This window comes from Micromonospora sp. NPDC048835, from assembly GCF_040649995.1.
Classification (GTDB): Bacteria; Actinomycetota; Actinomycetes; order Mycobacteriales; family Micromonosporaceae; genus Micromonospora.
The window spans coordinates 87,530-107,888 of sequence record NZ_JBEZGM010000004.1 but is presented as its reverse complement, the minus strand read 5'-3'; the positions used below and the strand labels follow the sequence as shown (position 1 = coordinate 107,888).

Below are 20,359 nucleotides of genomic sequence, written 5' to 3'. Positions count from 1 at the left end.
GTGAAAGACGTTAATGTCCGGGACACCTTGCGGTGCTCCTCCAGTCGGCGGGAGCGGCACCGAGATCCCCCGGACAGCTGGAGGTCTCGTGTCTCGCACACCGCGCCGACGTTTCGTCAGCGTCACCACCCTGCTCACCGTCCTGCTCACCCTCTGCCTCGTCCCGCAGGCCGTCGAACGCCCGGCCGCCGCCTCCCCGGCCCGGGCCGCCGCCCTCGCACCACCCGCCACCAACGGCTTCGAGAAGGTCGCCCTCGACGGTGGACTCTCCATGGGCGAGCCGATCGAACTGGCCGTCGCCCCCGACGGCAAGGTCTTCTACATCAACCGGGGCACCAGCAGCGCCGGTGGCCAGGTGCGCCTCTACAACCCGGCGACGAGGTCCACCACCGTGGCCCTGACCCTGGCGCTGGACGCCCGCTTCGAGGACGGCCTGATCGGCATCACCCTGCACCCGAGCTTCGCGAGCAACCGCTGGGTCTACCTCTTCTACTCGCCGAAGGTCACCCCGCTGGTCAACCGGATCAGCCGGTTCACCTTCGACCCGTCCACCCTCCTGCTCGACCCGGCCAGCGAGGACACGCTCATCGAGTGGCCCACCGACCGCGACCTGTGCTGCCACTCGGCCGGTTCGATGAGCTGGGACACCGCCGGCAACCTGTACTTCGCCGTCGGCGACAACACCAACTCCGGCGGCGACTCCGCCGGGATGGCCCCGATCGACGAGCGGACGACCCGCAATGCGCAGTACGACGCCCAACGCACCTCGGGCAACACCAACGACCTGCGCGGAAAAATCAACCGGATCCACCCGGAGAACGACGGCAGCTACACCGTCCCCGCCGGCAACCTCTTCGCCGCCGGCACCGCGCGGACCCGCCCGGAGATCTACGTGATGGGCGTGCGCAACCCGTACCGGATCTGGGTGGACCGCACGGCCAACAACACCCTCTACTGGGGTGAGGTCGGCCCGGACGCGGGCGCCGACCTCGCCAACCGCGGCCCGGCGGCGTACGACGAGTTCAACCGCGCCAGCGGGCCCGGCAACTACGGCTGGCCGTACTGCGGCGGCCCCAACGTCGCCTACAACGACTGGGACTTCGCCACCGCCACACCGCGCGGCTGGTTCCCCTGCGGCGGCTCGACCGGCCCGGTGAACAACTCACCCCGCAACACCGGCATCCAACAGCTCCCGCCGACGAAACCCGCACTGGTCTGGGAGCAGCACGGCGGCAGCGAGGACTGGCCGGCCCTGGACAACCCCGGCGGGTGCGGGTCGCCGAACCACGTCGAGGTCTACCACTACGACCCGAACCTCGTGTCGGACGTGAAGTGGCCGGCCTACTACGACAACAAGTGGCTGATCTCCGAGTACTGCCGCAACTGGATCAAGGAGGTCCAGTTCGACAACGGCAACCCCGCCACCGGCGCGCCGACCGTGATCGAGCCGGTGCTCGCCGGCATGAGGTTCGTCCACCCGATCGACTGGCAGTTCGGCCCGGACGGCTCGCTCTACCTGTTGGAGTACGGCAGCGGCTACTTCTCCGGTGCTGCCGACGCCGGCCTCTACAAAATCAACTACGTCCAGGCTGGTCGGTCGCCGGCGGCCAGGGCCACCGTCAACCGGGACAACGGCCTGGCCCCCCTCTCGGTGACCTTCTCCAGCGCCGGCAGTTCGGACCCGGACGGTGACCCGCTGACGTACGCCTGGGACTTCACCAACAACGGCAGCACCGACTCGACCGCCGCCAACCCGTCGTTCACGTACTCCGCGAACGGGACCTACAGCGCCCGGCTCACCGTCGACGACGGCACCGGCCGCAGCGCCACCACGGTGGTGTCGGTGGTGGTCGGCAACAACCGCCCCACGGTCAGCCTGACCGGCCTGCCCGCCGGCGGGCTCTTCGACTGGGGGCAGGACCTCGCGGTGGCCGCCACCGCAAGTGACCCGCAGGACGGCACGCCGGCCTGCTCGGCGGTGGTCGTCCGGGCCGCGCTCGGGCACCAGGAACACGCCCACGAGGAGGGGGAGGGGACCGGCTGCGGCGCGACCTTCAACACCGGCCCGGTGCACGCCGGACCCGACTCGGTGCTCTTCTTCGTCCTGCGCGGCAGCTACACCGACCGCGGCGCGACCGGCTCGGCCGCGCTCACCGGAGAACAGGAGATCGTCCTCTACCCGAAACAGTGGCAGGCCGAGCACCTCGTCCAGCTCAACGGCCCCAGGGTGATCGACCAGGCGGCCGCCGAGGGTGGCAAGCGGCTCGGTGACATCCAGAACGGCGAGAGCGTCCGACACCACGCGGTGAGCCTCAAGGGAATCACCGGCGTCCGGGCCCGGGTCTCCTCCGGCGGCCCCGGGGGCACCATCTCCTTCCGGTACGACTCACCGACCGGCACGGAGGTCGCCCGCATCGCGGTGCCGAACACCGGCGGCTGGGACAACTACTCCGAGCTGAGCGCCACGGTGACCAGGCCCGACGACGGCACCCACGACCTGTACCTCGTGATGACCGGCGGCAGCGGTGCGCTGCTCGACGTGGACAGCTACACCTTCACCGGGCCGGGCGTCGGCACCGGTGGGGCGCGCACCGGTGCGGTCAAGGCCCTCGGCAAGTGCGCGGACATCGCCTCCAGCCAGACCGCGAACGGCACCAGGGTGCAAACCTGGACCTGTAACGGCACCGCCGCGCAACGGTGGACCCTGCCCGGCGACGGCACCGTCCGGGGGCTCGCCAAGTGCCTGGACGTGAAGGCGAGCGGCACCACCGACGGCACGCCCGTGCAGCTCTACGACTGCAACGGCAGCGGGGCCCAACAGTGGGCCGCCCAGTCGGACGGCAGCCTGCGCAACCCCCAGTCCGGGCGTTGTCTGGACATCCCCAGCTCGGACCTCACCGACGGTCGGCAACTGCAGATCTGGACCTGCAACGGCACCGGGGCCCAACGCTGGACCCTCCCGTGACCGCCCCCTGACCGGCTCGGCACCCGTACCCGAGCGTCCCTGACGCACGGGTGCCGGGCGGCGGAGGCGGGGCCCGGCGGTCCACCCGCGTTCTCCCGGGTGGGCGGCCGGGACTCGGGGGACAATGCCGGGTATGCGGCTGGTGCTCACGGCGGACACCCACCTACCGAAGCGGGCCCGGGACCTACCCGGGCCCCTCTGGGCGGCCATCGAGGCGGCCGACGTGGTGGTGCACGCCGGCGACTGGGTGGACGAGACGCTGCTCGACGCCATGTCCGCGCGATCGCGCCGACTGGTCGGGGTGTACGGCAACAACGACGGCCCGGCGCTTCGCGCCCGGCTGCCGGAGGTGGCCCGGGTCCAGCTCGACGGTCTGCGGGTCGCGGTGGTGCACGAGACCGGGCCCCGGACCGGCCGTGAGAAGCGGTGCGCGGTGCGCTTCCCCGACGTCGACCTGCTGGTCTTCGGGCACTCGCACATCCCCTGGGACACCGAGGCGCCCGGTGGGCTGCGCCTGCTCAACCCCGGCTCACCCACCGACCGCCGCTCCCAACCCCACGCCACCTACCTCACCGCCGAGATCCACGAGGGCAGCCTGACCGAGGTGCACCTGCACCGACTACCCCGCCCCTGACCACAACCCTGCCCCCGCCTGCGCCCGCCCGCCCGCGCGCCCGGGCCCCCGCGCCCCTGCTCCCGCGATCTTGCACTTGCTGTCGTTGTTTTGCGCCTTGTACGCCTTTTGTCGCGACAGGAAGTGCAATATCGCGTGGAGAGGTGCGGGCGATGCTGTCTCGGTTGGCGGGACGGCTGTCAGTCGACCGGCACCGCCTCGCCGATCATGGAGTTGTGGTGGGCGACAATGCGGCCTGTAAACCACAAGTCAGGCACCACAACTCCATGATCGGCGGACCTGGGCGGCCCTGGCTCCGCGATCTTGCACTTCCTGTCCTGACACAAGGGACATACCCGTCCAGGCCGACGACAGAAAGCGCAAGATCGGCGCGGGCCTATCGCTCGAGACGCGTTGATCTACCACAAGGCCCGTTGTCCAACGCGGGCTGGTTCGGCGGCCAACAGCCCCGACGCAACAGCATCGGGGTGCGGGGTTACTGGCCTCGGCCGGTCTTGGCCTGGAGTTCGTCGATGCGCTTGGACGCCTCGGCCTTGGTCAGGTCGTGCGGGACGTCGGCGTGGGCCTCCCGGGCCAACGTACTCAGGTAGGACTCCTGCGCGGCGGTCGGCGGCTCGTCTCCGGTGACCCACTCGTCCGGGTCCTTGATCGCGGCGTTCTGGTCGGCCTGCTCGGTGCGGCGGTCCGTCATCATCATCACCCTCTCTTCGAACAGGTGTGCCAGTACCCCGATCGCGGGTGATTCATTCCCGGAGGCCGCCACCGGCGTTCGCCCGGAACGCCGCCACCTACGATCATCGGGTGACGGAGGATCGATCGGGTGTCGTGGTGGTCGGGGCGGGCATCGCCGGGGTGGCCTGTGCGGTCGAGTTGATCCGGGCCGGGGTGCCGGTGCAGGTCCGGGAGCGGGGTCACGTCCGCGGTGGCCGGATGGCGAGCAAGCGTTTCCAGGGCCGGCCCGCGGACATCGGCGCCGCCTACTTCACCGCCACCGACCCGGACTTCGCCGCGCTTGTCGCGCAGTGGTGCGCGGACGGGCTGGTCCGCGAGTGGACCGACACCTTCCAGGCGTACGACCGGAGCGGGACCCACGAGGTGACCGGGCCGATGCGGTTCGCCGCCCCGCGTGGGCTGCGTTCGGTGGTCGAGCACCTGGCCGGTGCGGTACCGGTGACCGTCGACCGGCTGGTGCTCACCGTCGAGCCCGGTCCGGTGGTGGACGGCGTGTCGTGTGCGGCGGTCGCGCTGGCCATGCCGGGCCCGCAGGCCGCCCTGCTGCTCGACCCAGCCCTGACCGACGCCACCCGGGTCGTACAGGCACAGCGGTGGTCGCCGTCGCTGGCCGCGGTGCTGCGCTTCCCGACCCGACGCTGGCCGGACTTCCGGGGCGCGTTCGTCAACGAGCATCCGGTCCTCAACCTCGTCTGCGACGACGGCGACAGGCGTGGTGACGGCGCACCGGTGCTTGTCGCGCACACCGTGCCGGAGTTCGCGGCCGGTCACCTCGCCCAACCCACCGGGGCCGGTCCGGCGATCGAGCAGGCCGTGCGCGACCTGCTCGGGCTGCCCGAGCAGGCCGTCGAGGTGCACGTGCACCGCTGGACGTACGCGAAGCCGACGAGCGATGCCGGCGGCGCCACTCACCACCTGGACGCCGACGGGATCGGCCTGGCCGGCGACGCGTTCGGCAAGCCCCGGGTGCAGAGCGCCTGGCGCTCCGGCCGGGACCTCGGCCGCGCGCTGGCCGCCCGGCTGGCCTGAGCGGGCGGCTGGTCAGGAGTGCACGGCCTGAGCGGGCGGCCGGTCAGGCGTGCCCGGCTGCCGCGACGGGGCGCGGGTCGGCGTCGCGCTCGGCCGGGTCGGAGGTTCGTTCGCCCTCCCGGTCGAGTAGTTGCATCACCGGGGTCGCCGTGATGCCGTGCACCACGACGGAGACGAGCACCACCAGCCCGACGGTCGCCCAGAGCAGTTCGGCCTGGGGGAAGTCGGCCTTGGTGGTGGCGTACGCGAGGTAGTAGAACGAGCCGACACCGCGGATGCCGAAGAACGAGATGACCCAGTGCTCGGCCGGGCGCCCTGGAGCGCCGCGCAGCGACAACCAGCCGATCAGCGGTCGTACCAGGAACACCAGCGCCAGCCCGACGGCGGCCGCCGGCCAGGTCAGCGGGCCCAGCAGGCCACCCACGATCGCGCCGCCGAGCAGCAGCAACAGGACCAGGGTGAGCAGCCGTTCGACCTGCTCGGCGAAGTCGTGCAGCACCGAGTGGAACTCGTGGGTCCGCTCGGCGGCCCGGATGGCCCGGGCGGCCACGAACACGGCCAGGAAGCCGTACCCGCCGGCCACCTCCACCAGCCCGTACGCCAGGAACGTGGCGGCCAGCGCGAGGAAGCCCTCGGCGTGCCGGGCCAACCGCAGCTCGCTCGGCGCGCGGAAGAACAGCTTGCCGAGCAGCCAGCCGATGAGCAGGCCACCGCCGACGCCGACGCCGACCTTCCAGAGCACGTCCACGGTGAACCACTCGGCCAGCCAGTCGCCCGGGGCGAGGCTCGTCGACGCGATGGCGATGGCGGCGTAGACGAACGGGAACGCCAGCCCGTCGTTGAGCCCGGCCTCGGAGGTCAGCGCGAAGCGGACCTCGTCCTCGGAATCCTCCACGTCGGTCGGCTCGCCGACCTGCACGTCGGCGGCGAGCACCGGGTCGGTCGGGGCCAGCGCGGCACCCAACAACAGCGCGGCGGCCGGCACCAGCCCCGCCCACCACCAGCCGAGCAGGGCCACCGCCGCGATGCACAGGGGCATCGCGATCGCCAACAGCCGCCAGGTGGACGACCACCGCCGCCAACTCAGCGGCCGGTCGATCTTGAGCCCGGCGCCCATCAGCGCGACGATCACTCCGATCTCGGTGAGGTGGGTGGCCAGCTCCGGGTGGGCCAGGGGGTCCGGTGAGGGCAGCCCGACCGGCAGCAGGAACACCACCATGCCGAGGGCGAGGAAGGCGATCGGCATGGACAGCGGGCGCTGCTCCAACACCCGGGGCAGGATGCCCGCCAGCAGAGCGCCCAGGCCCACCAGCGCGAACGCCACGTCTACCGGCTCCACGGCACCACCTTTCCGCCGCACCCGCAGGGTGCGGGCAGGTGGTGACAGTCCTTGCCCCGCAAGGGCTCCGGCTATGCGCGTACGCGGCGGTGGACCGAAGTGTTCCTTACCGGGGGTGGGTGAGCGGCGAGTCGGTAAGTTCGGTCAACAGGGCGGCCGGGTCCTCGTACACCGCCACGGCACCCGCACCGGCCAACTCGCCGCGGCTGGTGCCACCGCAGGTCAGGCCCACACACGGCATGTGCAGCGCCCCGGCCGCGACGACGTCCCACACCGAGTCGCCGACGAAGACCGCCCGCTCGGCGGCCAACCCGGACTGCTCCAGCGCGGCGACCAGGATGTCCGGTGCCGGCTTGCTCTGCTTAACGTCCTCCGCGGAGGTGACCGTGTCGATCACGTCATCGGCGGCGAGCGCCCGACGGAGCGCGGCCACCTCCGCTCCCGTGGCGGAGGTGGCGAGCACCACCCGCAACCCCCGCTCGGCGCAGGCGCGCAACAGGTCGGCCGCCCGGGGGAGCGGCGTGAGCCGTTCCCAGTACTCGGCGTAGAGGGTGTCGTGCGCGTCGCGCAGTTTCGAGTCCGCGTCGCGGTCCCGTTCCGGACCGAGGAGGTGGTCGAGGAGTTTGTCCGACCCCATCCCGATCGAGCGGTGCACCGTCGCCATCGGCACCGGCTGGTCGGTCTGCCGTAACGCCTCCCACCAGCTCACGGTGTGCAGGTACGTGGTGTCGACGAGGGTGCCGTCGACGTCGAAGAGCACTCCGGCTGGCCGGTCGGTGGCCATCGTGTCCTCCACACCGTTGCGGTGGTCTCAGGGGTGCGCGGCCGGCGGCGTGAGGATCTCGAACCACACCGTGGAGCCGCGCACCGACGGGTCGGTGCCCCAGGCGTCGCTGAGCTCCTCGATCAGGCCGAGGCCGCGCCCGCGACTGCTCAACGTGTCGGTACGGGCCCGGGTCACGGTGCCCCGGGTGCCGGAGTCCGCCACCGAGACGAGCAGCCGCTCGGCGCTCAGGTCGATCTCGACCCGGGCGGCCGTGCCGGCGTGCAGCAACGCGTTGGTGGTCAGCTCGCTGGTGCAGAGCACCGCCGCCCCGATCACCGACTCGGGCACCTGCCACTCGGTGAGCTGGCCGGTCAGCCAGTGTCGGACCCGGCTGGGCGCGGTCGGCTCCGCGGGCACCTCCATGCTCGCCGACCGGCTCGGCGTGAGCGCGTGCTCGACCGCAAGTACGGCCACGTCGTCCTCGGTGCCGCCCGGGACCGCGGCCGTGGCCACCGCGCAGAGCGCGCGCGGGTCGCCACTACCGGCCTTGGCGACGGCGTCGCTCAGGGTGGCCAGCCCGGCGCTCAGGCTCTGCCGGCGGCGCTCCACCACCCCGTCGCTGAACAGCAGCAGGGTGTCGCCGGGGCGGAACGGGACGATCGTGGTGCCCAGCCGACCGCCAAGCCCGAGCGGCGGTCCGGCCGGGACGTCGACGTACTCGGCGTGGAACCGGCCCTCCGGGCCACCGCGGCGGATCAGCGGCGCGGGGTGCCCGGCGCTGGACAGGGTCAGCTCCCGCCGCTCGGCGTCGATCACCCCGAACGCCACGGTGACGAACAGCTCGTGCGTGCTGGCCTCCGCGCCGAGGCTGGTCACCAGCCGGTCCAGGCCGGCCAGCACCGCGTCGGGCGCCGGGTCGGCCAGGGCCAGGGCGCGCAGCGCGGCGCGGACCTGCCCCATCCGCGCGGCGGCCTGCACGTCGTGCCCCGCGACGTCGCCGAGCACCACGCCGAGCGAGCCGTTGGGCAGCAGGAACGCGTCGTAGAAGTCGCCGCCGGCGGCATTGCCGTCCACGCCCGGGTCGTAGCGGGCTGCGATCCGCAACTGGGGCAGATCCGGTAGGTGCTCCGGCAACATGCTGCGTTGCAACAGCTGGGCCGTGCCGTGCTGGGTCTCGAACCGGCGGGCCCGCTCCGCGGCCTGGCCGATCAGCTCGGCCGAGGCGGCCAGCAGGGCCCGCTCGGCGGGGGACCAGGTGTGCGGGACCTGGTAGCCCACGGCCAGCCCACCACGGACCACCGAGGTGCCCAGGGGCAGGGCCGCCATCGCGCGGATCTTCTGGTCGTGGCGGTCCACCGCGGTGTCCCGCAGCGGCTGCCCGTCGCGGGTGAACGACGGGCCGCCGGAGCGCGCCGCCTGCACCAGGGGGGCCGACCAGTCCGCAGCCGCGCGCCGCCAGAGCGGGGGCAGCCGCTCGTCGGCCTCGTCAAGCAACTCGCCCCGGACCCGCCGCACCATGCGCCAGCCGCCGCCGCCCTCGTCGACCGCGAACGAGGCCTGGTCGGGGTCGAACGTGGTGATCGCGTACCGCAGTGCCACCCGGGCCACGTCGTCGAGGGTGAGGGTGCCGGCGAGCGCCGCGGCCACCTCGCTGAGGCTCTGCAACTGCTCGGTGACGTGGGTGGTCTCGGCCGCGACCGTCAAGACGCCCACGATCTGCCCGGCGCTGTCGCGCACCGGCGAGTAGCTCCGGGTGAAGACCGCCTGCTCCACCGTCGCGGAGTGCCCACGGACCAGCGGCAGGGTGGACTCCTTCTCCAGGAAGGGCACGCCCTGCCGATAGCAGCGCTCGATCACCGCACCGACGCCGGGCAGGGCCCAGATCTCGGCGAACACCTCCGCGGCCGGGCGACCGAAGGCGCTGGGGTGCTTGCTGCCCAGCAGGTCGGCGTAGCCGGCGTTGTAGAGCAGGACGAGGTCGTCGCCGTACGCCAGGGCCATCGGCATCGGCGCGGCGAGGATCAGCTCCACCACGGCCCGGAGGGCGACGTCCCAGTCGTCGGCCGGACCCAGAGGGCTGTCGGCCCAGTCGTGGGCGAGCACGCCGAGCCCCGGGCCGGACCCGGTGGGTGCGTCCGGGCCCGGAGTTGCTGGCGTGGGGACCCGCCCGACCGTTCCTGGCATGTCCGCAGCCTAGTCGGCCGACCGGAAAAGGCATCCGATCACTGCGGCGGGCCGTCGCCGCGTCCCTCGCCGTGGCCGTTCGCGCAGTTCAGGGGCCCTGGTTGCGAAAAACGCCGCGTGCTGCGCGGAGTGCCGGACCTGTTGCCGGGTATGCGCCCGGCGCAGTCCATGCGACAGGAGGGACATCATGCTGAAAACCCTCGCGGTCCGGCAGGCCGACATTGGCGATGCCATCGCCGACACCTGGAGGTCGGTGCTGCTCTTCATCCCGAAGGCAGTGGCCTTCATCGTCATCCTCGTGGTCGGCTGGCTGATCGCCAGAGCCGTCCTCAAGATCGTGGATACGGTGCTGGAACGGGTGCGTTTCGACCAGGCGGTCGAACGCGGTGGCATCAAACGGGCCCTGGAGAGGACGAAGTACGACGCCAGCGACATCCTGGCCAGACTGGCGTACTACGCCGTACTGCTGTTCACGCTGCAGTTCGCCTTCGGAGTCTGGGGGCCCAACGCGATCAGTGACCTGATCAGCGGCGTGGTGGCCTGGCTGCCGCGTGCGTTCATCGCGATCGTCATCGTGGTGGTGGCGGCCGCGATCGCCAACGCGGTGCGGGATCTGGTCACCGGCGCGTTGGGAGGGCTCTCGTACGGCAAGGTGCTGGCCGACCTGACGGCGATCTTCATCATCGCGCTGGGTGTGATCGCCGCCCTGAACCAGGTGGGTATCGCCACCACGGTGACCACTCCGGTGCTGATCGCGGTGCTCGCCACGGTGGCCGGCATCCTGATCGTCGGCGTCGGCGGTGGTCTCGTGAAGCCGATGCAGAACCGCTGGGACGGTTGGCTGCGTCGAGCGGCCGAGGAGGCCCGGGCGGTGCAGCAGCAACGTCAGGCCGCATCGGTCGGGCGTAGCGACGTGGAGCGGCAGATGGCCGACCGCGGGGGTGACCGCACCCAGGCCATGCCCCGGGTGGACGAAGCCCAGCAGTACCGCTCGTAGCGGGCGAACCGGTACGACGTGGGGAGGGTGTTCCGCGCACGACGCGGGATGCCCTCCTTCGCGTGTCAGTCCCGGTCGAGGGCCCGAGCCAGCGCACAGATCGCGAGCAGGCGGGTGAGCAGCCACTCCGGCTGGCTCCAGTCGACCGGCCCGCTGGGCGGCGCCCACCCGTGCTCGAGGGCGGCGGCGCGGACCCCCTCGGCGTAGCCGGCGAGCGTCGCTGAGGTCAGCGGCGTGTGGTCGCCGTCGAGGCTGTCCCGGACGGCCGCCGCGTGCTGGTCGACGAGGGCCAGCAGACCCGGTCGCGCGGCGGCGGCGGTGAGCCCGGCCGTGCCCACGGAGACGGTGAGGGCGGCCAGGGTGGACCGCGCCGAGTCGACGGCGGTACGGGAGGCGACCCGGGTGAACGGCACACGCATGGTGACCGAGGCTAACCGACGGGTGACGGTGTCGACCTCGGCCGCTCGGTGGATGTCGGCTGCGCCACTGGGGCGATCACCGCTGACCTGGGGGATTGATCCGGCACAGACGGGGCAGCAGGGAACCAGGCACCGACTGCGGCACACGGCACGGAGGCACGGATGGTACAGCGGGCGGACGGACCGGACGAGCGGCACCGGCGGCCGGACGGGGTCAGCGACGAGACGGTCGCCGCACTCGGCAAACTCAGCGAGGCGCTGGAGTGTGTGGAGCGGGCCCGGGGGCACCTCTACTCGATGCACCAGCTGGTCGGCCACGCCGACCTGATGCTCGACGACGCGGTGGAGCAGTTTCGTGCCGCCGGGCATCCGCATCTGGCCGAGCGGATCGGCACCGAGCTGCGCGGCCGCAACGTCATCGCCGGACGGTGGACGTTCCAGATCGTCGAGGACTTCGACGACGGTTACCACGCGCTCTTCCGGGAGGTGGACCAGCAGGCCCGCGACGAGTTGGTGGGCGGGCGGCGGCACCTCTACGAGGCGGAGATGAAGGAACGTCGTCGCAGCCGGGGCCGGCCGGGCCACGAGGCCCGGCCGGGCGGCGAAGGTTAGTCGCTTGTCGCGTCGGCCGGGCGTCGCCGGGCCGCGTCGTCAGCGATGATCACGGTAGCCACCATCAGCGCGACGCAGAGGCTGAACAGCCACGACTCGTCGGCGACGAGCCAGGCGGACACGGGTGCCTGGAGCGCGGCGAGCAGGAAGCCGAGCCAGGCGAGCCGGCGCTGACGCGTGGAGAGGATTCCGGAGCCTTGATGCATCCCGAAATTCTTACGCGAAACAGCCGGCTTGCCGTCGTCCGATCGGCCGATTCTGGATGAGCTGTCCGTTTTCTCGACCGTACGGACACGACTTCTTTGCGCGGCGGGCGATCGGCTGCCGACGGCGCTAGGGTGCCCCTGCGGCAAGATGGTGTCCCGTGTCCACCCCGCCCGCGCGCCCCCGCGCCATGCTGCTCCTGCTGGCCTACCTCGCGTTCGTCAGTCTCGGCCTCCCCGACGGCCTGCTCGGCGTCAGTTGGCTGTCGATCCGGGCCGATTTCGACGTACCCACCGAGGCGGTCGGATGGGTGCTCACCGCCGGCACCGTCGGCTATCTCACCTCGAGCGTGCTGGCCGGCTTCACGCTGGCCCGGGTCGGCGTGGGCGCCCTGCTCGCCGGCAGCACCCTGCTGGCCAGCCTGGCGTTGACCGGCTACTCGGTGAGCCCGGTGCTGGCGGTGCTTGTGGGTTGTGCGCTGGTGCTCGGGCTCGGCTCCGGCGCGGTGGACTCCGGGCTCAACGCGTACGCCGCCGGGGCTTTCGGACCCCGCCACATGAACTGGTTGCACGCCTTCTTCGGCCTGGGCGTGGCCATCGGCCCACTGATCATGACCGGCGTGTTGAGCGCCGGGCTCGCGTGGCGTTGGGGGTACGGCATCGTGGCCGCCGCCCAACTCGTCCTCGCCGCCGCGTTCGTGCTCACCGTGCGGGCCTGGCACCGCGGCGGCCCGGCCGGCAACGAGGCGGGCGACCCCGCCCAGGCCACGCCCGCCGCGCCGGCACCGACAGTCAAGGAGACGCTGCGACTGCCGGCGGTCTGGTCGGGGACGCTCGCCTTCGTCCTGTACGTGGCGATCGAGGTGTCCGCCGGGCTGTGGGCGTTTCTGCTGCTGACCGAGGGGCGTGGGCTCAGCGCGGCGCTGGCCGGCGGCGCCGTCTCCGCGTACTGGGGCAGCCTCTTCGTCGGCCGGGTCGTGCAGGGGCTGGTGGCCGAACGCCTGGGGGCGGGGCTGGTGCTGCGCGCCAGCCTGGCCGGGATGGCGGTCGGTGCGGCGCTGATCGCCGTACCCGGGCCGGCCGTCCTCGCGGTGCTCGGCCTGGTCGTGGTCGGTTTCGCCGCCGCACCGGTGTTTCCGCTGCTCACCCTCACCACCGCCGAGCGGGTCGGCGCGGCGCACGCGGACCGGGCCATCGGGTTGCAGATCGGCGCCGCCGGCATCGGTGCGGCGCTCGTCCCGGCCGGGCTGGGCGTGCTGATCGGCAACATTTCGGTGGAGGTGCTGGGCTCGGCCCTGTTGGTGCTCGCGCTGGCGCTGATCGCGCTCTACGAGTCGGGCGCGCGCCGACCCGGCGTCGGGTCCCCCGCGCCGGAGGTGCCCACCCAGCCCGGCAGCGGTCCTCAGACGTCCGGCCCGGTCCTGCCCGTGGTGGAGGGGCGGTAGGCGCGCTGGGGGTCGGTGGCCTCGCGGCTGTTGCCCTGGGCCGTCCCGTCCCGGTCCGACGCGGCCGGCCCGTGCCCGAAGGTGGCCTCCTCACCGGCGTCGTTACCCGTCACGTCGTCGGCCTGCCCGTCGAGGCTGGAGCCCGACACGGCACGCTCCAACTCCTCCAACGGAAGCCGTTCCTCGTCCCGCCACACCCTGATGTTGTCGTCGGTCATACCGTCAGCCGTACCCGGGCACGATGATCGCAAACGGACCCGGGCACGGCGATGGCCGCCGAAGCTCCGGCGGCCATCTCAACTTCACTGCTCGCGGTCACGGCTGCGGGCGGTCCACCTGCCCGCGCCAGGCGCCGGTCTCCTGACCACGCCGCTCGATGAAGGTCTTGAACCGCTCCAGGTCGCCCTTGGCCCGCCGGTCGACGATGCCGAGCTTGTCGCCGGCCTGCTCGACCACACCGTGCGGCTCGAACTCGAGTTGCAGGGTGACCCGGGTCTTGTCCTGGTCCAGTCGGTGGAAGGTGACCACACCGGCCTGCTGGGTGCCGTCGGTCGAGCGCCAGGCGACCCGCTCGTCGGGGAGCTGTTCGGTGATCTCCGCGTCGAACTCGCGCTTCACCCCGGCGATGTCCACAGTCCAGTGGGTCATCGTGTCGGAGAGCTGCCGGACCTCCTGCACACCCTCCATGAACTCGGGGAACTCCTCGAACTGCGTCCACTGGTCGTACGCGGTGCGTACGGGCACGGAAACGTCCACATGTTCGGTAACGCCACTCATCGGGGAACCTCCTTCAGTCGCCGGTGGATGGTCGGATCGGGGGCGATCCCTCTCACCAGCGAGTTGTCTCGTTCTTGTTGCCCAGCGCGGCCCACACCTCGGAGACCGTCTGGTAGACGGTGCCCTCGGGCAGCCGTTCCAGCGCCGCCACGATGTCGTCCGGCGCCTCGTTCTCGCGGGCGCTGGCGACGAGGACCAGACGGTCGCCCGGCAGCGCACTCATCGAGATGAACCGGCCGAGCCGACTGCGCTGCTCGACGTCCGTGGAGCTCATGCCCTGCGGGGTTCCGGTGCGCAGGTCGCCGGCCGGGGCGGTGGTCGTCTCCGGCTGGTCCTCGCCGGCCGGTTCCGGCACCCTCGACTCGTCGACCCGAGAGCCACCGGTCCCCGGCCCCTGTACGAGGCCGCTGACCTCCTGGCTCATCTGCTCGTCGATCCTCGGTCCGTGCTTGCTGTTGCCACGCTCCATGCCTTCTGCGCTACCCGGCACCCGGGCCGATAAACCGGCACCGGCCCTCGGTCCGGCGGCGGGCCGGACATCCGGGCCGGAAACGCCAGGCTCAGTCGTCGGCGGGCTTGCGCGGCGGCAGCACCGGGTCCTCCGGGTCCGGTTCGCCAGCCTGCAACCGCCGCCCGCGCTGCACCTCCGCGTTGATCTGCACACCGAGCATCAGTGCCGAGTTGGACAGGTAGAGCCACACCAGGAACGCGATGGCCGCCCCGAGGCTGCCGTAGGTGGTGTCGTACGAGCTGAAGTTGGCCACGTAGAGGCCGAAGCCGAAGGAGGCCGCCGCCCAGGAGACCAGGGCCACCGCGCCGCCCGGGGTGAGCCAGCGGAACCGGGGCTGACGTACGTTCGGCGCGATCCAGAACAGCAGGGACAGCAGCACCATCATGATCATGGCGAGGACCGGCCACTTCGCCACCCTCCACACCGTGCGGGCCAGACCGCCGGCGTTCACCAGGTCGCCGACCGCGTCGGTGACCGGCCCACTGACGATCAGGGCGAGGGCGACCACCGCGAGCAGCACCAGCGTGATCGCCGCCAGGCCGATCTGCAGCGGCCGGAGCTTCCAGACCGGGCGGCCCTCGGTCACCCCGTAGACGGCGTTCGACGCCCGGGTGAACGCGCCGATGAAGCCCGACGCGGACCAGAGCGCGCCGAGCAGGCCGAAGCTCAGCAGCAGCTTGGGATTGCTCTGGTCGAGCACCACGGTCTTGATCACCCCGACCACGCCGCCGTTCTCCGTCGTCAGCACCGACCCGGCGCCCACCTGGTCGGCCAGGTCGACCACCGTGTCCAGGGTCCGCTCCCCGTCGGAGACCAGACCGACGAGCGCCACCACCACGATGGCGGACGGAAAGAGCGCCAGGACGCCGTAGTAGGTGAGCGCGGCGGCCCAGTCGGAGCAGTTGTCGTTGACGAAGTTCTGCACACTGCGGACCAGCACGCCGCGCCAGGTCCGCCAGCTCAGCTGCCGCATCCGTCGGGGCACCGGAGTGCCCGGGGTGCCGTCGAGCGTCGTACCGGGGTCCGTGGTCGTCATGCCCGCTCCCTGCGCCCCGGCCGCCGGTTGACCGGTCGTCCGGTCTGGCCTGGACGCGGCGGTACCCGGACAGCGAAATCGACAAACCCCACCGCGCCCGGTCGGTGCCGCCAGGGTTTGCCGCCGCGCCCCGGGGGAAGTCTCTCAGTCACCCCGTCGACACGGAGGAGGACGAGATGCCCGGGCGCGAGGACCTGCCCAGCACGCTGCGACGCTCCCCGGAGAAGGCGCAACGCACCTGGGAGAAGACGCACGACTCGGCGGTCGAGACCTACGGCGAGGGAGAGCGGTCGCACCGCACCGCCTTCGCCGCGGTGAAGCACCAGTTCGAGAAGGTGGGCGACCACTGGGAGCCGAAGGGCCGCAAGGGCCCCAGCGACCAGCAGGCCGCCGGCGGCGGGCCGGAACGGCGGGCCCCCACCGCTGGCGGGGTGGACGCCAACGCCACCAAGGACCACCTGATGTCGGTGGCCCGCAAGCTCGACGTACCAGGCCGGTCCAGCATGACCAAACCGGAGCTGGTCACCGCCATCGAGAAGGCCAACGACCGCGCCACCCGCAAGGCTCGCGGCGACTGACCGCCGCCGCACCGGCGCACCACCGACGCGGTACGGGCGGACGCTCCACCCCTGCGTCCGCCCGTGCTGTTCTCACCACTGCCCGCCGCCCGGCGCCTCGATGTGCACCGCCTTCGTGGCGGTGAACTCGTCCAGCAACTCCGGGCCGTACCCGAAGCCCTGCCCGCTGGCCCGGCGCGGATGCGCGGCACCCCCCGGCGCACCCCCGAACACCGCGTTGACCTTCACCGTGCCCACCGGGAGTTCCCGCCAGGCCCGCTGCGCGTGGCTCATCGACCGCGTCAACACGGTGGCGGCCAGCCCGTACGGGGAGTCCGCCGCGCAGCGCAGCGCCTCGTCGAACGAGTCGACCACCACCACCGGGGCGACCGGCCCGAACGTCTCCTCCCGCACCAGCGGCATGTCGTGGCGGCACCGCGCAACGACGGTTGCCGGGTAGAACGCCCCCGGCCCGTCCGGCACCTCCCCGCCCACCAGCACCCGCGCGCCGTCCGCCACCGCGGCCGCCACCTGGCCGTGCACGTGGTCCCGGTGCCGCCGGTCGACGAGCGGACCCAGCTCGGTGCCCGGATCCCGGCCCGGCCCGACCCGCAGCGCCTCGGCACGTCGCACCAGGGCGGCCAGGAAGTCGTCGGCCACCTCCCGGTGCACGTAGAGCCGCTCCACCGCCACGCAGATCTGCCCGGCGTTCGCGAACGCGCCGAGCGCCGCCTGCTCCGCCGCCCACTCCGGGTCGACGCCCGCGTCCACGATCAACGGGTCGCTGCCGCCGTTCTCCAGCAGCACCTTCGCGCCGGTGCGGGCCGCGGCGGCGGCGATCGCCCGTCCGGTCGCGGTGGAGCCCACGTGCGCCACCACGTCGACCTCCTGCGCCGCAAGCGCCGCCCCCACCTCCGGGCCGCCGGTGAGCAGTGACAACACCCCGGCCGGAAACGCCTGGTCCAGTGCGCGGGCCAGCAGCCAACCCGTCGCCGGTGCCCGTTCGCTCGGCTTGTAGAGCACCACGTTGCCGGTCACCAGGGCCGCTCCGAGCAACCCGCAGGAGACCGCCACCGGGTCGTTCCAGGGGGTGATCGCCGCGACCACGCCACGTGGCTGCGGGGTGAGGAAGTCGAGCGCGTCGGCGTCGCCGTTGAGCGAGCGCCCGCCGCGCAACGGGGCCAGCTCCGCGTACTGTCGCAGCGTGCCGATGCCCGCCTCGACGCCGCCGCGGGCGTCCGCAAACGGCTTGCCCATCTCGGCGGTGACCGCCGCCGCCAGCTCCTCGGTGACCGCCGCCACCGCGTCCGCCGCCCGGTGCAGCGCCGCCGCCCGCTCGGCCGGCGCGGTCGCCGCCCACAGGGCCGCCGCGTTGCGGGCCGCCTGGGTCGCCTTGCCCACCTCGTCGGCGGTGGCCACCGGCACCGTACTCACCGGCGCGTCGTCCGCGGGATCACGCACGACCAGTTCGCCGCCGTCGCCGCCCGCACCCCACACCCCACCCACCAGCTGCGCAACCGTGTACATGCGGCGCTGGATGCCCCGGCCTCGGCAAGGCAAACGCGTTTCGCCCGGTTGCGGGCCGGGTAGGCGGATCCGATGACAACCACCGCCGCGCAGACCGCCGACGCCGTCGTGGTCGGGGCTGGACACAACGGCCTGGTGGCGGCGAACCTCCTGGCGGACGCCGGCTGGGACGTGGTGGTGCTGGAGGCGACCGCGGCGCCCGGCGGCGCGGTCCGCTCCGCCGAGGTCACCGCGCCGGGCTACCTGAGCGACCTCTACAGCTCCTTCTACCCCCTGGGGTACGCCTCACCGGTGCTTGGTGGCCTCGACCTCGGCCGGTACGGGCTGTCCTGGCGGCACGCCCCGGACGTCCTGGCCCACCTGCTGCCGGACGGTCGGGCCGCGGTGATCAACCGGGACCCGGACGTCACCGCCGCCTCACTCGAGCAGTTCGCACCCGGCGACGGCAAACGCTGGCTCAACGCCTACACCGACTGGGTCGAGGTGGCCGAGCCGATGCTCGACACGATCACCTCACCCTTCCCGCCGGTACGCGGCGGGCTGGGTCTGCTGCGCCGGCTGCGCGTCGCCGGCGCGCTGCGGCTGGGGCGGCGTCTGGTCGTGCCGGTACGGAAACTCGGCGGTGAACTCTTCGACGGCGAGGGCGGGCCGGCGCTGCTGGCCGGCTGCGCCCTGCACACCGACCTCTCCCCGGAGGAGGCCGGCTCCGGGGTGTACGGCTGGCTGCTGGCCATGCTCGGCCAGCAGATCGGGTGGCCGGTGCCCGACGGCGGCGCGCAGCAGATCACCACCGCGCTCGTCGATCGGCTACAGGGACGCGGCGGGGTGATCCTCTACGGCGCTCCGGTCGACCGGGTGCTCACCGCCCGAGGTCGGGCGATGGGGGTCCGCACCGCCGGCGGGGCACTGTGGCGGGCCCGGCGGGCGGTGCTCGCCGACGTGCCGGCACCCGCGCTCTACCTCGACCTCGTCGGCGCGGCCGCGCTGCCGTCCCGGCTGGTGGAGGACCTGGCGCACTTCAGGTGGGACGGCTCCACGCTGAAGGTGGACTGGGCGCTCTCCGCGCCGATGCCCTGGACCAACCGGCAGTTGGCCGGCGCCGGCACCGTCCACCTCGGCGCCGACCTGAACGGGCTCACCCACTACGCCAGCGAACTGGCCCGTGGCGAACTGCCCCGCGACCCGTTCCTGCTCGTCGGTCAGATGTCGGTCGCGGACCCGAGCCACTCCCCGCCGGGCACCGAGTCGCTCTGGTCGTACACCCACCTGCCGTTTCGGCGGAACTGGCGGGCCGAGGAGGTCGCCGGGCACGTACAGCGGATGGAGGACGTGCTCGAGGAGGCGGCCCCGGGCTTCCGCAACCTGATCGTGGGTCGACACGTGGCCGGGCCGGCCGACCTGGAGAAGGGCAACCCGAGCCTGGTCGGTGGCACGCTCGGCGGCGGGACCGCCGCCGCGTACCAACAGCTCTTCCTACGCCCGATTCCCGGCCTCGGGCGGGCCGACACCCCGGTGGACCGGCTCTTCCTGGCCAGCGCGTCGGCGCACCCCGGTGGCGGCGTGCACGGCGCACCGGGCGCGAACGCGGCCCGCGCGGCGCTCGCCCGCGACCGCGCCCTCACCGGCCGCGCCTACGCCGCCGCCATCGCCGCCGCCCACAAAGCCATCTACCCCGCCAACCGCCAACCGCCATCCCCCTGAGCCCTGGTGATCAAGAGCTTTGCGTCGGATTCTCCGGCGCTGGCGACGCAAACCTCTTGATCAACCCGGCGGGGTTCGGCGTGGGTGGGGTGGTTCAGCGGGTTATGTTGCGGTGCTTGCTGCGGAGGCGGAACGGCATCAGCGCGCTCTCCACCTTGGTCGCGGTGGTCATCTTGGAAGCGCCCTCGCGCCGCTCCTCGAAGCGGATCGGCACCTCCAGGATGGTGTGGCCCAGCTTGGTGGCGAGGTAGTGCATCTCCACCTGGAAGCTGTAGCCGTTGGACTGCACCCGCTCCAGGTCGATGTCGCGCAGGGCGTCGGCCCGCCAGATCTTGAAGCCGGCGGTGAGGTCGCGGATCCGTACCCGCAGCAGCGTGTGCACGTAGAGGTTGGCCCAGCCGCTGAGCGCCCGGCGGTAGAGCGGCCAGTTCTCGTCCAGTTCGCCGCCGGGCACGTACCGGGAGCCGATCACCACGCTGGCCTGGGTGGAGAGCAGCGCGCCGAGCATTCCCGGCAGCGCCTCCGGCGGGTGCGAGAGGTCGGCGTCCATCTGCGCCACGTACTCGGCGCCACCCTCGATCGCCCGGCTCATCCCGTCCACGTACGCCCGGCCGAGGCCCTCCTTGCCGGCGCGGTGCACGACCTCGACCCGGTCGGGGTTCTCGATGGCCAGCTTGTCGGCCACCTCACCGGTGCCGTCGGGGGAGTTGTCGTCGGCCACGAGGATGCGCAGCCCCGGCAGCGGCAGCGCGAGCAGTCGCTCGACAAGCGCCGGGAGGTTGCCCGCCTCGTTGTAGGTGGGCACGACGACGGTCAGGCGTGCGTCCCGCCACGGCGACGGCAACTGCACCGGCTTGATCATGTCGGTCATCCTCGGTTTGCGGACAAGAGTCATGGAAAGGGTATCCAGTTCCCGCATTCGCTC

General features: G+C 72.5%; 20 protein-coding genes. 8 read left to right on the top strand and 12 right to left on the bottom strand.

Features of this window, described 5'->3' with window-relative positions:
* The first annotated feature begins 88 nt into the window (after positions 1-88).
* Complete coding sequence (locus tag AB0C15_RS07070) at positions 89-2,965, top strand: ricin-type beta-trefoil lectin domain protein (protein ID WP_357349535.1); 2,877 nt, start codon at positions 89-91, stop codon at positions 2,963-2,965.
* A gap of 133 nt (positions 2,966-3,098) precedes the next feature.
* Positions 3,099-3,599: a metallophosphoesterase gene (locus tag AB0C15_RS07065; RefSeq protein WP_357349533.1), complete on the top strand. Its 501-nt coding sequence runs from the start codon at positions 3,099-3,101 to the stop codon at positions 3,597-3,599.
* A 475-nt stretch (positions 3,600-4,074) separates the two neighbouring features.
* On the opposite strand, the gene AB0C15_RS07060 is transcribed toward AB0C15_RS07065, so the two are convergent.
* Positions 4,075-4,293: a DUF3072 domain-containing protein gene (locus AB0C15_RS07060; protein WP_357349881.1), complete on the bottom strand. Its 219-nt coding sequence runs from the start codon at positions 4,291-4,293 to the stop codon at positions 4,075-4,077.
* Positions 4,294-4,400: 107 nt separating this feature from the next.
* Between AB0C15_RS07060 and AB0C15_RS07055 the strand changes: the two genes are divergently transcribed.
* Entirely contained in the window at positions 4,401-5,360 is a 960-nt protein-coding gene (locus AB0C15_RS07055) for an FAD-dependent oxidoreductase (RefSeq protein ID WP_357349530.1), read from the top strand.
* A gap of 43 nt (positions 5,361-5,403) precedes the next feature.
* On the opposite strand, the gene AB0C15_RS07050 is transcribed toward AB0C15_RS07055, so the two are convergent.
* The 3 genes from AB0C15_RS07050 to AB0C15_RS07040 all read right to left on the bottom strand — a co-directional run bounded on the left by AB0C15_RS07050 (position 5,404) and on the right by AB0C15_RS07040 (position 9,649).
* Positions 5,404-6,699: a cation:proton antiporter gene (locus AB0C15_RS07050; protein ID WP_357349528.1), complete on the bottom strand. Its 1,296-nt coding sequence runs from the start codon at positions 6,697-6,699 to the stop codon at positions 5,404-5,406.
* 106 nt (positions 6,700-6,805) lie between these two features.
* On the bottom strand, positions 6,806-7,483 hold the full coding sequence (locus tag AB0C15_RS07045; protein WP_357349526.1) for an HAD family hydrolase: 678 nt from the start codon (positions 7,481-7,483) through the stop codon (positions 6,806-6,808).
* Between the two features lie 27 nt (positions 7,484-7,510).
* A complete protein-coding gene (locus AB0C15_RS07040; RefSeq protein WP_357349524.1) occupies positions 7,511-9,649 on the bottom strand; it encodes a SpoIIE family protein phosphatase in 2,139 nt (712 codons plus the stop codon).
* A 187-nt stretch (positions 9,650-9,836) separates the two neighbouring features.
* Here AB0C15_RS07040 and AB0C15_RS07035 point away from each other — a divergent pair, with 187 nt between their 5' ends.
* On the top strand, positions 9,837-10,646 hold the full coding sequence (locus AB0C15_RS07035) for a hypothetical protein (RefSeq protein ID WP_357349523.1): 810 nt from the start codon (positions 9,837-9,839) through the stop codon (positions 10,644-10,646).
* Positions 10,647-10,711: 65 nt separating this feature from the next.
* On the opposite strand, the gene AB0C15_RS07030 is transcribed toward AB0C15_RS07035, so the two are convergent.
* A complete protein-coding gene (locus AB0C15_RS07030; RefSeq protein WP_357349521.1) occupies positions 10,712-11,065 on the bottom strand; it encodes a DUF6401 family natural product biosynthesis protein in 354 nt (117 codons plus the stop codon).
* Positions 11,066-11,227: 162 nt separating this feature from the next.
* Between AB0C15_RS07030 and AB0C15_RS07025 the strand changes: the two genes are divergently transcribed.
* Entirely contained in the window at positions 11,228-11,677 is a 450-nt protein-coding gene (locus AB0C15_RS07025; protein ID WP_357349519.1) for a hypothetical protein, read from the top strand.
* Here the strand turns inward: AB0C15_RS07025 and AB0C15_RS07020 are convergent.
* Entirely contained in the window at positions 11,674-11,883 is a 210-nt protein-coding gene (locus AB0C15_RS07020) for a hypothetical protein (RefSeq protein ID WP_196922173.1), read from the bottom strand. The two genes, AB0C15_RS07025 and AB0C15_RS07020, sit on opposite strands and share 4 nt — an antisense overlap.
* Positions 11,884-12,041: 158 nt before the next feature.
* On the opposite strand from AB0C15_RS07020, the gene AB0C15_RS07015 reads away from it, so the two are divergent.
* Positions 12,042-13,325, top strand: coding sequence for an MFS transporter (locus AB0C15_RS07015; protein ID WP_357349516.1), 1,284 nt, complete (start codon positions 12,042-12,044; stop codon positions 13,323-13,325).
* On the opposite strand, the gene AB0C15_RS07010 is transcribed toward AB0C15_RS07015, so the two are convergent.
* From AB0C15_RS07010 to AB0C15_RS06995, 4 genes are all read right to left on the bottom strand, one after another.
* Positions 13,283-13,543, bottom strand: coding sequence for a hypothetical protein (locus AB0C15_RS07010; RefSeq protein WP_357349514.1), 261 nt, complete (start codon positions 13,541-13,543; stop codon positions 13,283-13,285). The genes AB0C15_RS07015 and AB0C15_RS07010 overlap by 43 nt on opposite strands.
* A gap of 97 nt (positions 13,544-13,640) precedes the next feature.
* Entirely contained in the window at positions 13,641-14,102 is a 462-nt protein-coding gene (locus AB0C15_RS07005) for an SRPBCC family protein (protein ID WP_357349512.1), read from the bottom strand.
* A gap of 52 nt (positions 14,103-14,154) precedes the next feature.
* Positions 14,155-14,571 (bottom strand): DUF2795 domain-containing protein, encoded by a 417-nt coding sequence (locus tag AB0C15_RS07000; protein WP_203149384.1) that lies wholly within the window; start codon positions 14,569-14,571, stop codon positions 14,155-14,157.
* Between the two features lie 91 nt (positions 14,572-14,662).
* Positions 14,663-15,649 (bottom strand): YihY/virulence factor BrkB family protein, encoded by a 987-nt coding sequence (locus AB0C15_RS06995; RefSeq protein WP_357349510.1) that lies wholly within the window; start codon positions 15,647-15,649, stop codon positions 14,663-14,665.
* 176 nt (positions 15,650-15,825) lie between these two features.
* On the opposite strand from AB0C15_RS06995, the gene AB0C15_RS06990 reads away from it, so the two are divergent.
* Complete coding sequence (locus AB0C15_RS06990; RefSeq protein WP_210785235.1) at positions 15,826-16,227, top strand: ChaB family protein; 402 nt, start codon at positions 15,826-15,828, stop codon at positions 16,225-16,227.
* A 72-nt stretch (positions 16,228-16,299) separates the two neighbouring features.
* Here AB0C15_RS06990 and AB0C15_RS06985 read toward each other — a convergent pair whose 3' ends face one another.
* Positions 16,300-17,733, bottom strand: a complete 1,434-nt coding sequence (locus AB0C15_RS06985) for an aldehyde dehydrogenase family protein (protein ID WP_357349508.1) — start codon at positions 17,731-17,733, stop codon at positions 16,300-16,302.
* 72 nt (positions 17,734-17,805) lie between these two features.
* On the opposite strand from AB0C15_RS06985, the gene AB0C15_RS06980 reads away from it, so the two are divergent.
* Positions 17,806-19,434 (top strand): NAD(P)/FAD-dependent oxidoreductase, encoded by a 1,629-nt coding sequence (locus AB0C15_RS06980; protein ID WP_357349506.1) that lies wholly within the window; start codon positions 17,806-17,808, stop codon positions 19,432-19,434.
* A gap of 94 nt (positions 19,435-19,528) precedes the next feature.
* Here the strand turns inward: AB0C15_RS06980 and AB0C15_RS06975 are convergent, their stop codons facing one another.
* On the bottom strand, positions 19,529-20,296 hold the full coding sequence (locus tag AB0C15_RS06975; RefSeq protein ID WP_357349504.1) for a polyprenol monophosphomannose synthase: 768 nt from the start codon (positions 20,294-20,296) through the stop codon (positions 19,529-19,531).
* Between the last annotated feature and the right edge of the window lie 63 nt (positions 20,297-20,359).

Excerpts from the sequence above, each read along its gene's own strand:
- AB0C15_RS07045 (WP_357349526.1), bottom strand. The coding sequence starts at position 7,483 with ATGGCCACCGACCGGCCAGCCGGAGTGCTCTTCGACGTCGACGGCACC.
- AB0C15_RS07035 (WP_357349523.1), top strand. The coding sequence starts at position 9,837 with ATGCTGAAAACCCTCGCGGTCCGGCAGGCCGACATTGGCGATGCCATC.
- AB0C15_RS07000 (WP_203149384.1), bottom strand. The coding sequence starts at position 14,571 with ATGGAGCGTGGCAACAGCAAGCACGGACCGAGGATCGACGAGCAGATG.
- AB0C15_RS06985 (WP_357349508.1), bottom strand. The coding sequence starts at position 17,733 with ATGTACACGGTTGCGCAGCTGGTGGGTGGGGTGTGGGGTGCGGGCGGC.
- AB0C15_RS06980 (WP_357349506.1), top strand. The coding sequence starts at position 17,806 with ATGACAACCACCGCCGCGCAGACCGCCGACGCCGTCGTGGTCGGGGCT.
- AB0C15_RS06990 (WP_210785235.1), top strand. The coding sequence starts at position 15,826 with ATGCCCGGGCGCGAGGACCTGCCCAGCACGCTGCGACGCTCCCCGGAG.
- AB0C15_RS07065 (WP_357349533.1), top strand. The coding sequence starts at position 3,099 with ATGCGGCTGGTGCTCACGGCGGACACCCACCTACCGAAGCGGGCCCGG.
- AB0C15_RS07030 (WP_357349521.1), bottom strand. The coding sequence starts at position 11,065 with ATGCGTGTGCCGTTCACCCGGGTCGCCTCCCGTACCGCCGTCGACTCG.
- AB0C15_RS07040 (WP_357349524.1), bottom strand. The coding sequence starts at position 9,649 with ATGCCAGGAACGGTCGGGCGGGTCCCCACGCCAGCAACTCCGGGCCCG.
- AB0C15_RS07005 (WP_357349512.1), bottom strand. The coding sequence starts at position 14,102 with ATGAGTGGCGTTACCGAACATGTGGACGTTTCCGTGCCCGTACGCACC.
- AB0C15_RS07020 (WP_196922173.1), bottom strand. The coding sequence starts at position 11,883 with ATGCATCAAGGCTCCGGAATCCTCTCCACGCGTCAGCGCCGGCTCGCC.
- AB0C15_RS06995 (WP_357349510.1), bottom strand. The coding sequence starts at position 15,649 with ATGACGACCACGGACCCCGGTACGACGCTCGACGGCACCCCGGGCACT.
- AB0C15_RS07060 (WP_357349881.1), bottom strand. The coding sequence starts at position 4,293 with ATGATGACGGACCGCCGCACCGAGCAGGCCGACCAGAACGCCGCGATC.
- AB0C15_RS06975 (WP_357349504.1), bottom strand. The coding sequence starts at position 20,296 with ATGATCAAGCCGGTGCAGTTGCCGTCGCCGTGGCGGGACGCACGCCTG.
- AB0C15_RS07025 (WP_357349519.1), top strand. The coding sequence starts at position 11,228 with ATGGTACAGCGGGCGGACGGACCGGACGAGCGGCACCGGCGGCCGGAC.
- AB0C15_RS07010 (WP_357349514.1), bottom strand. The coding sequence starts at position 13,543 with ATGACCGACGACAACATCAGGGTGTGGCGGGACGAGGAACGGCTTCCG.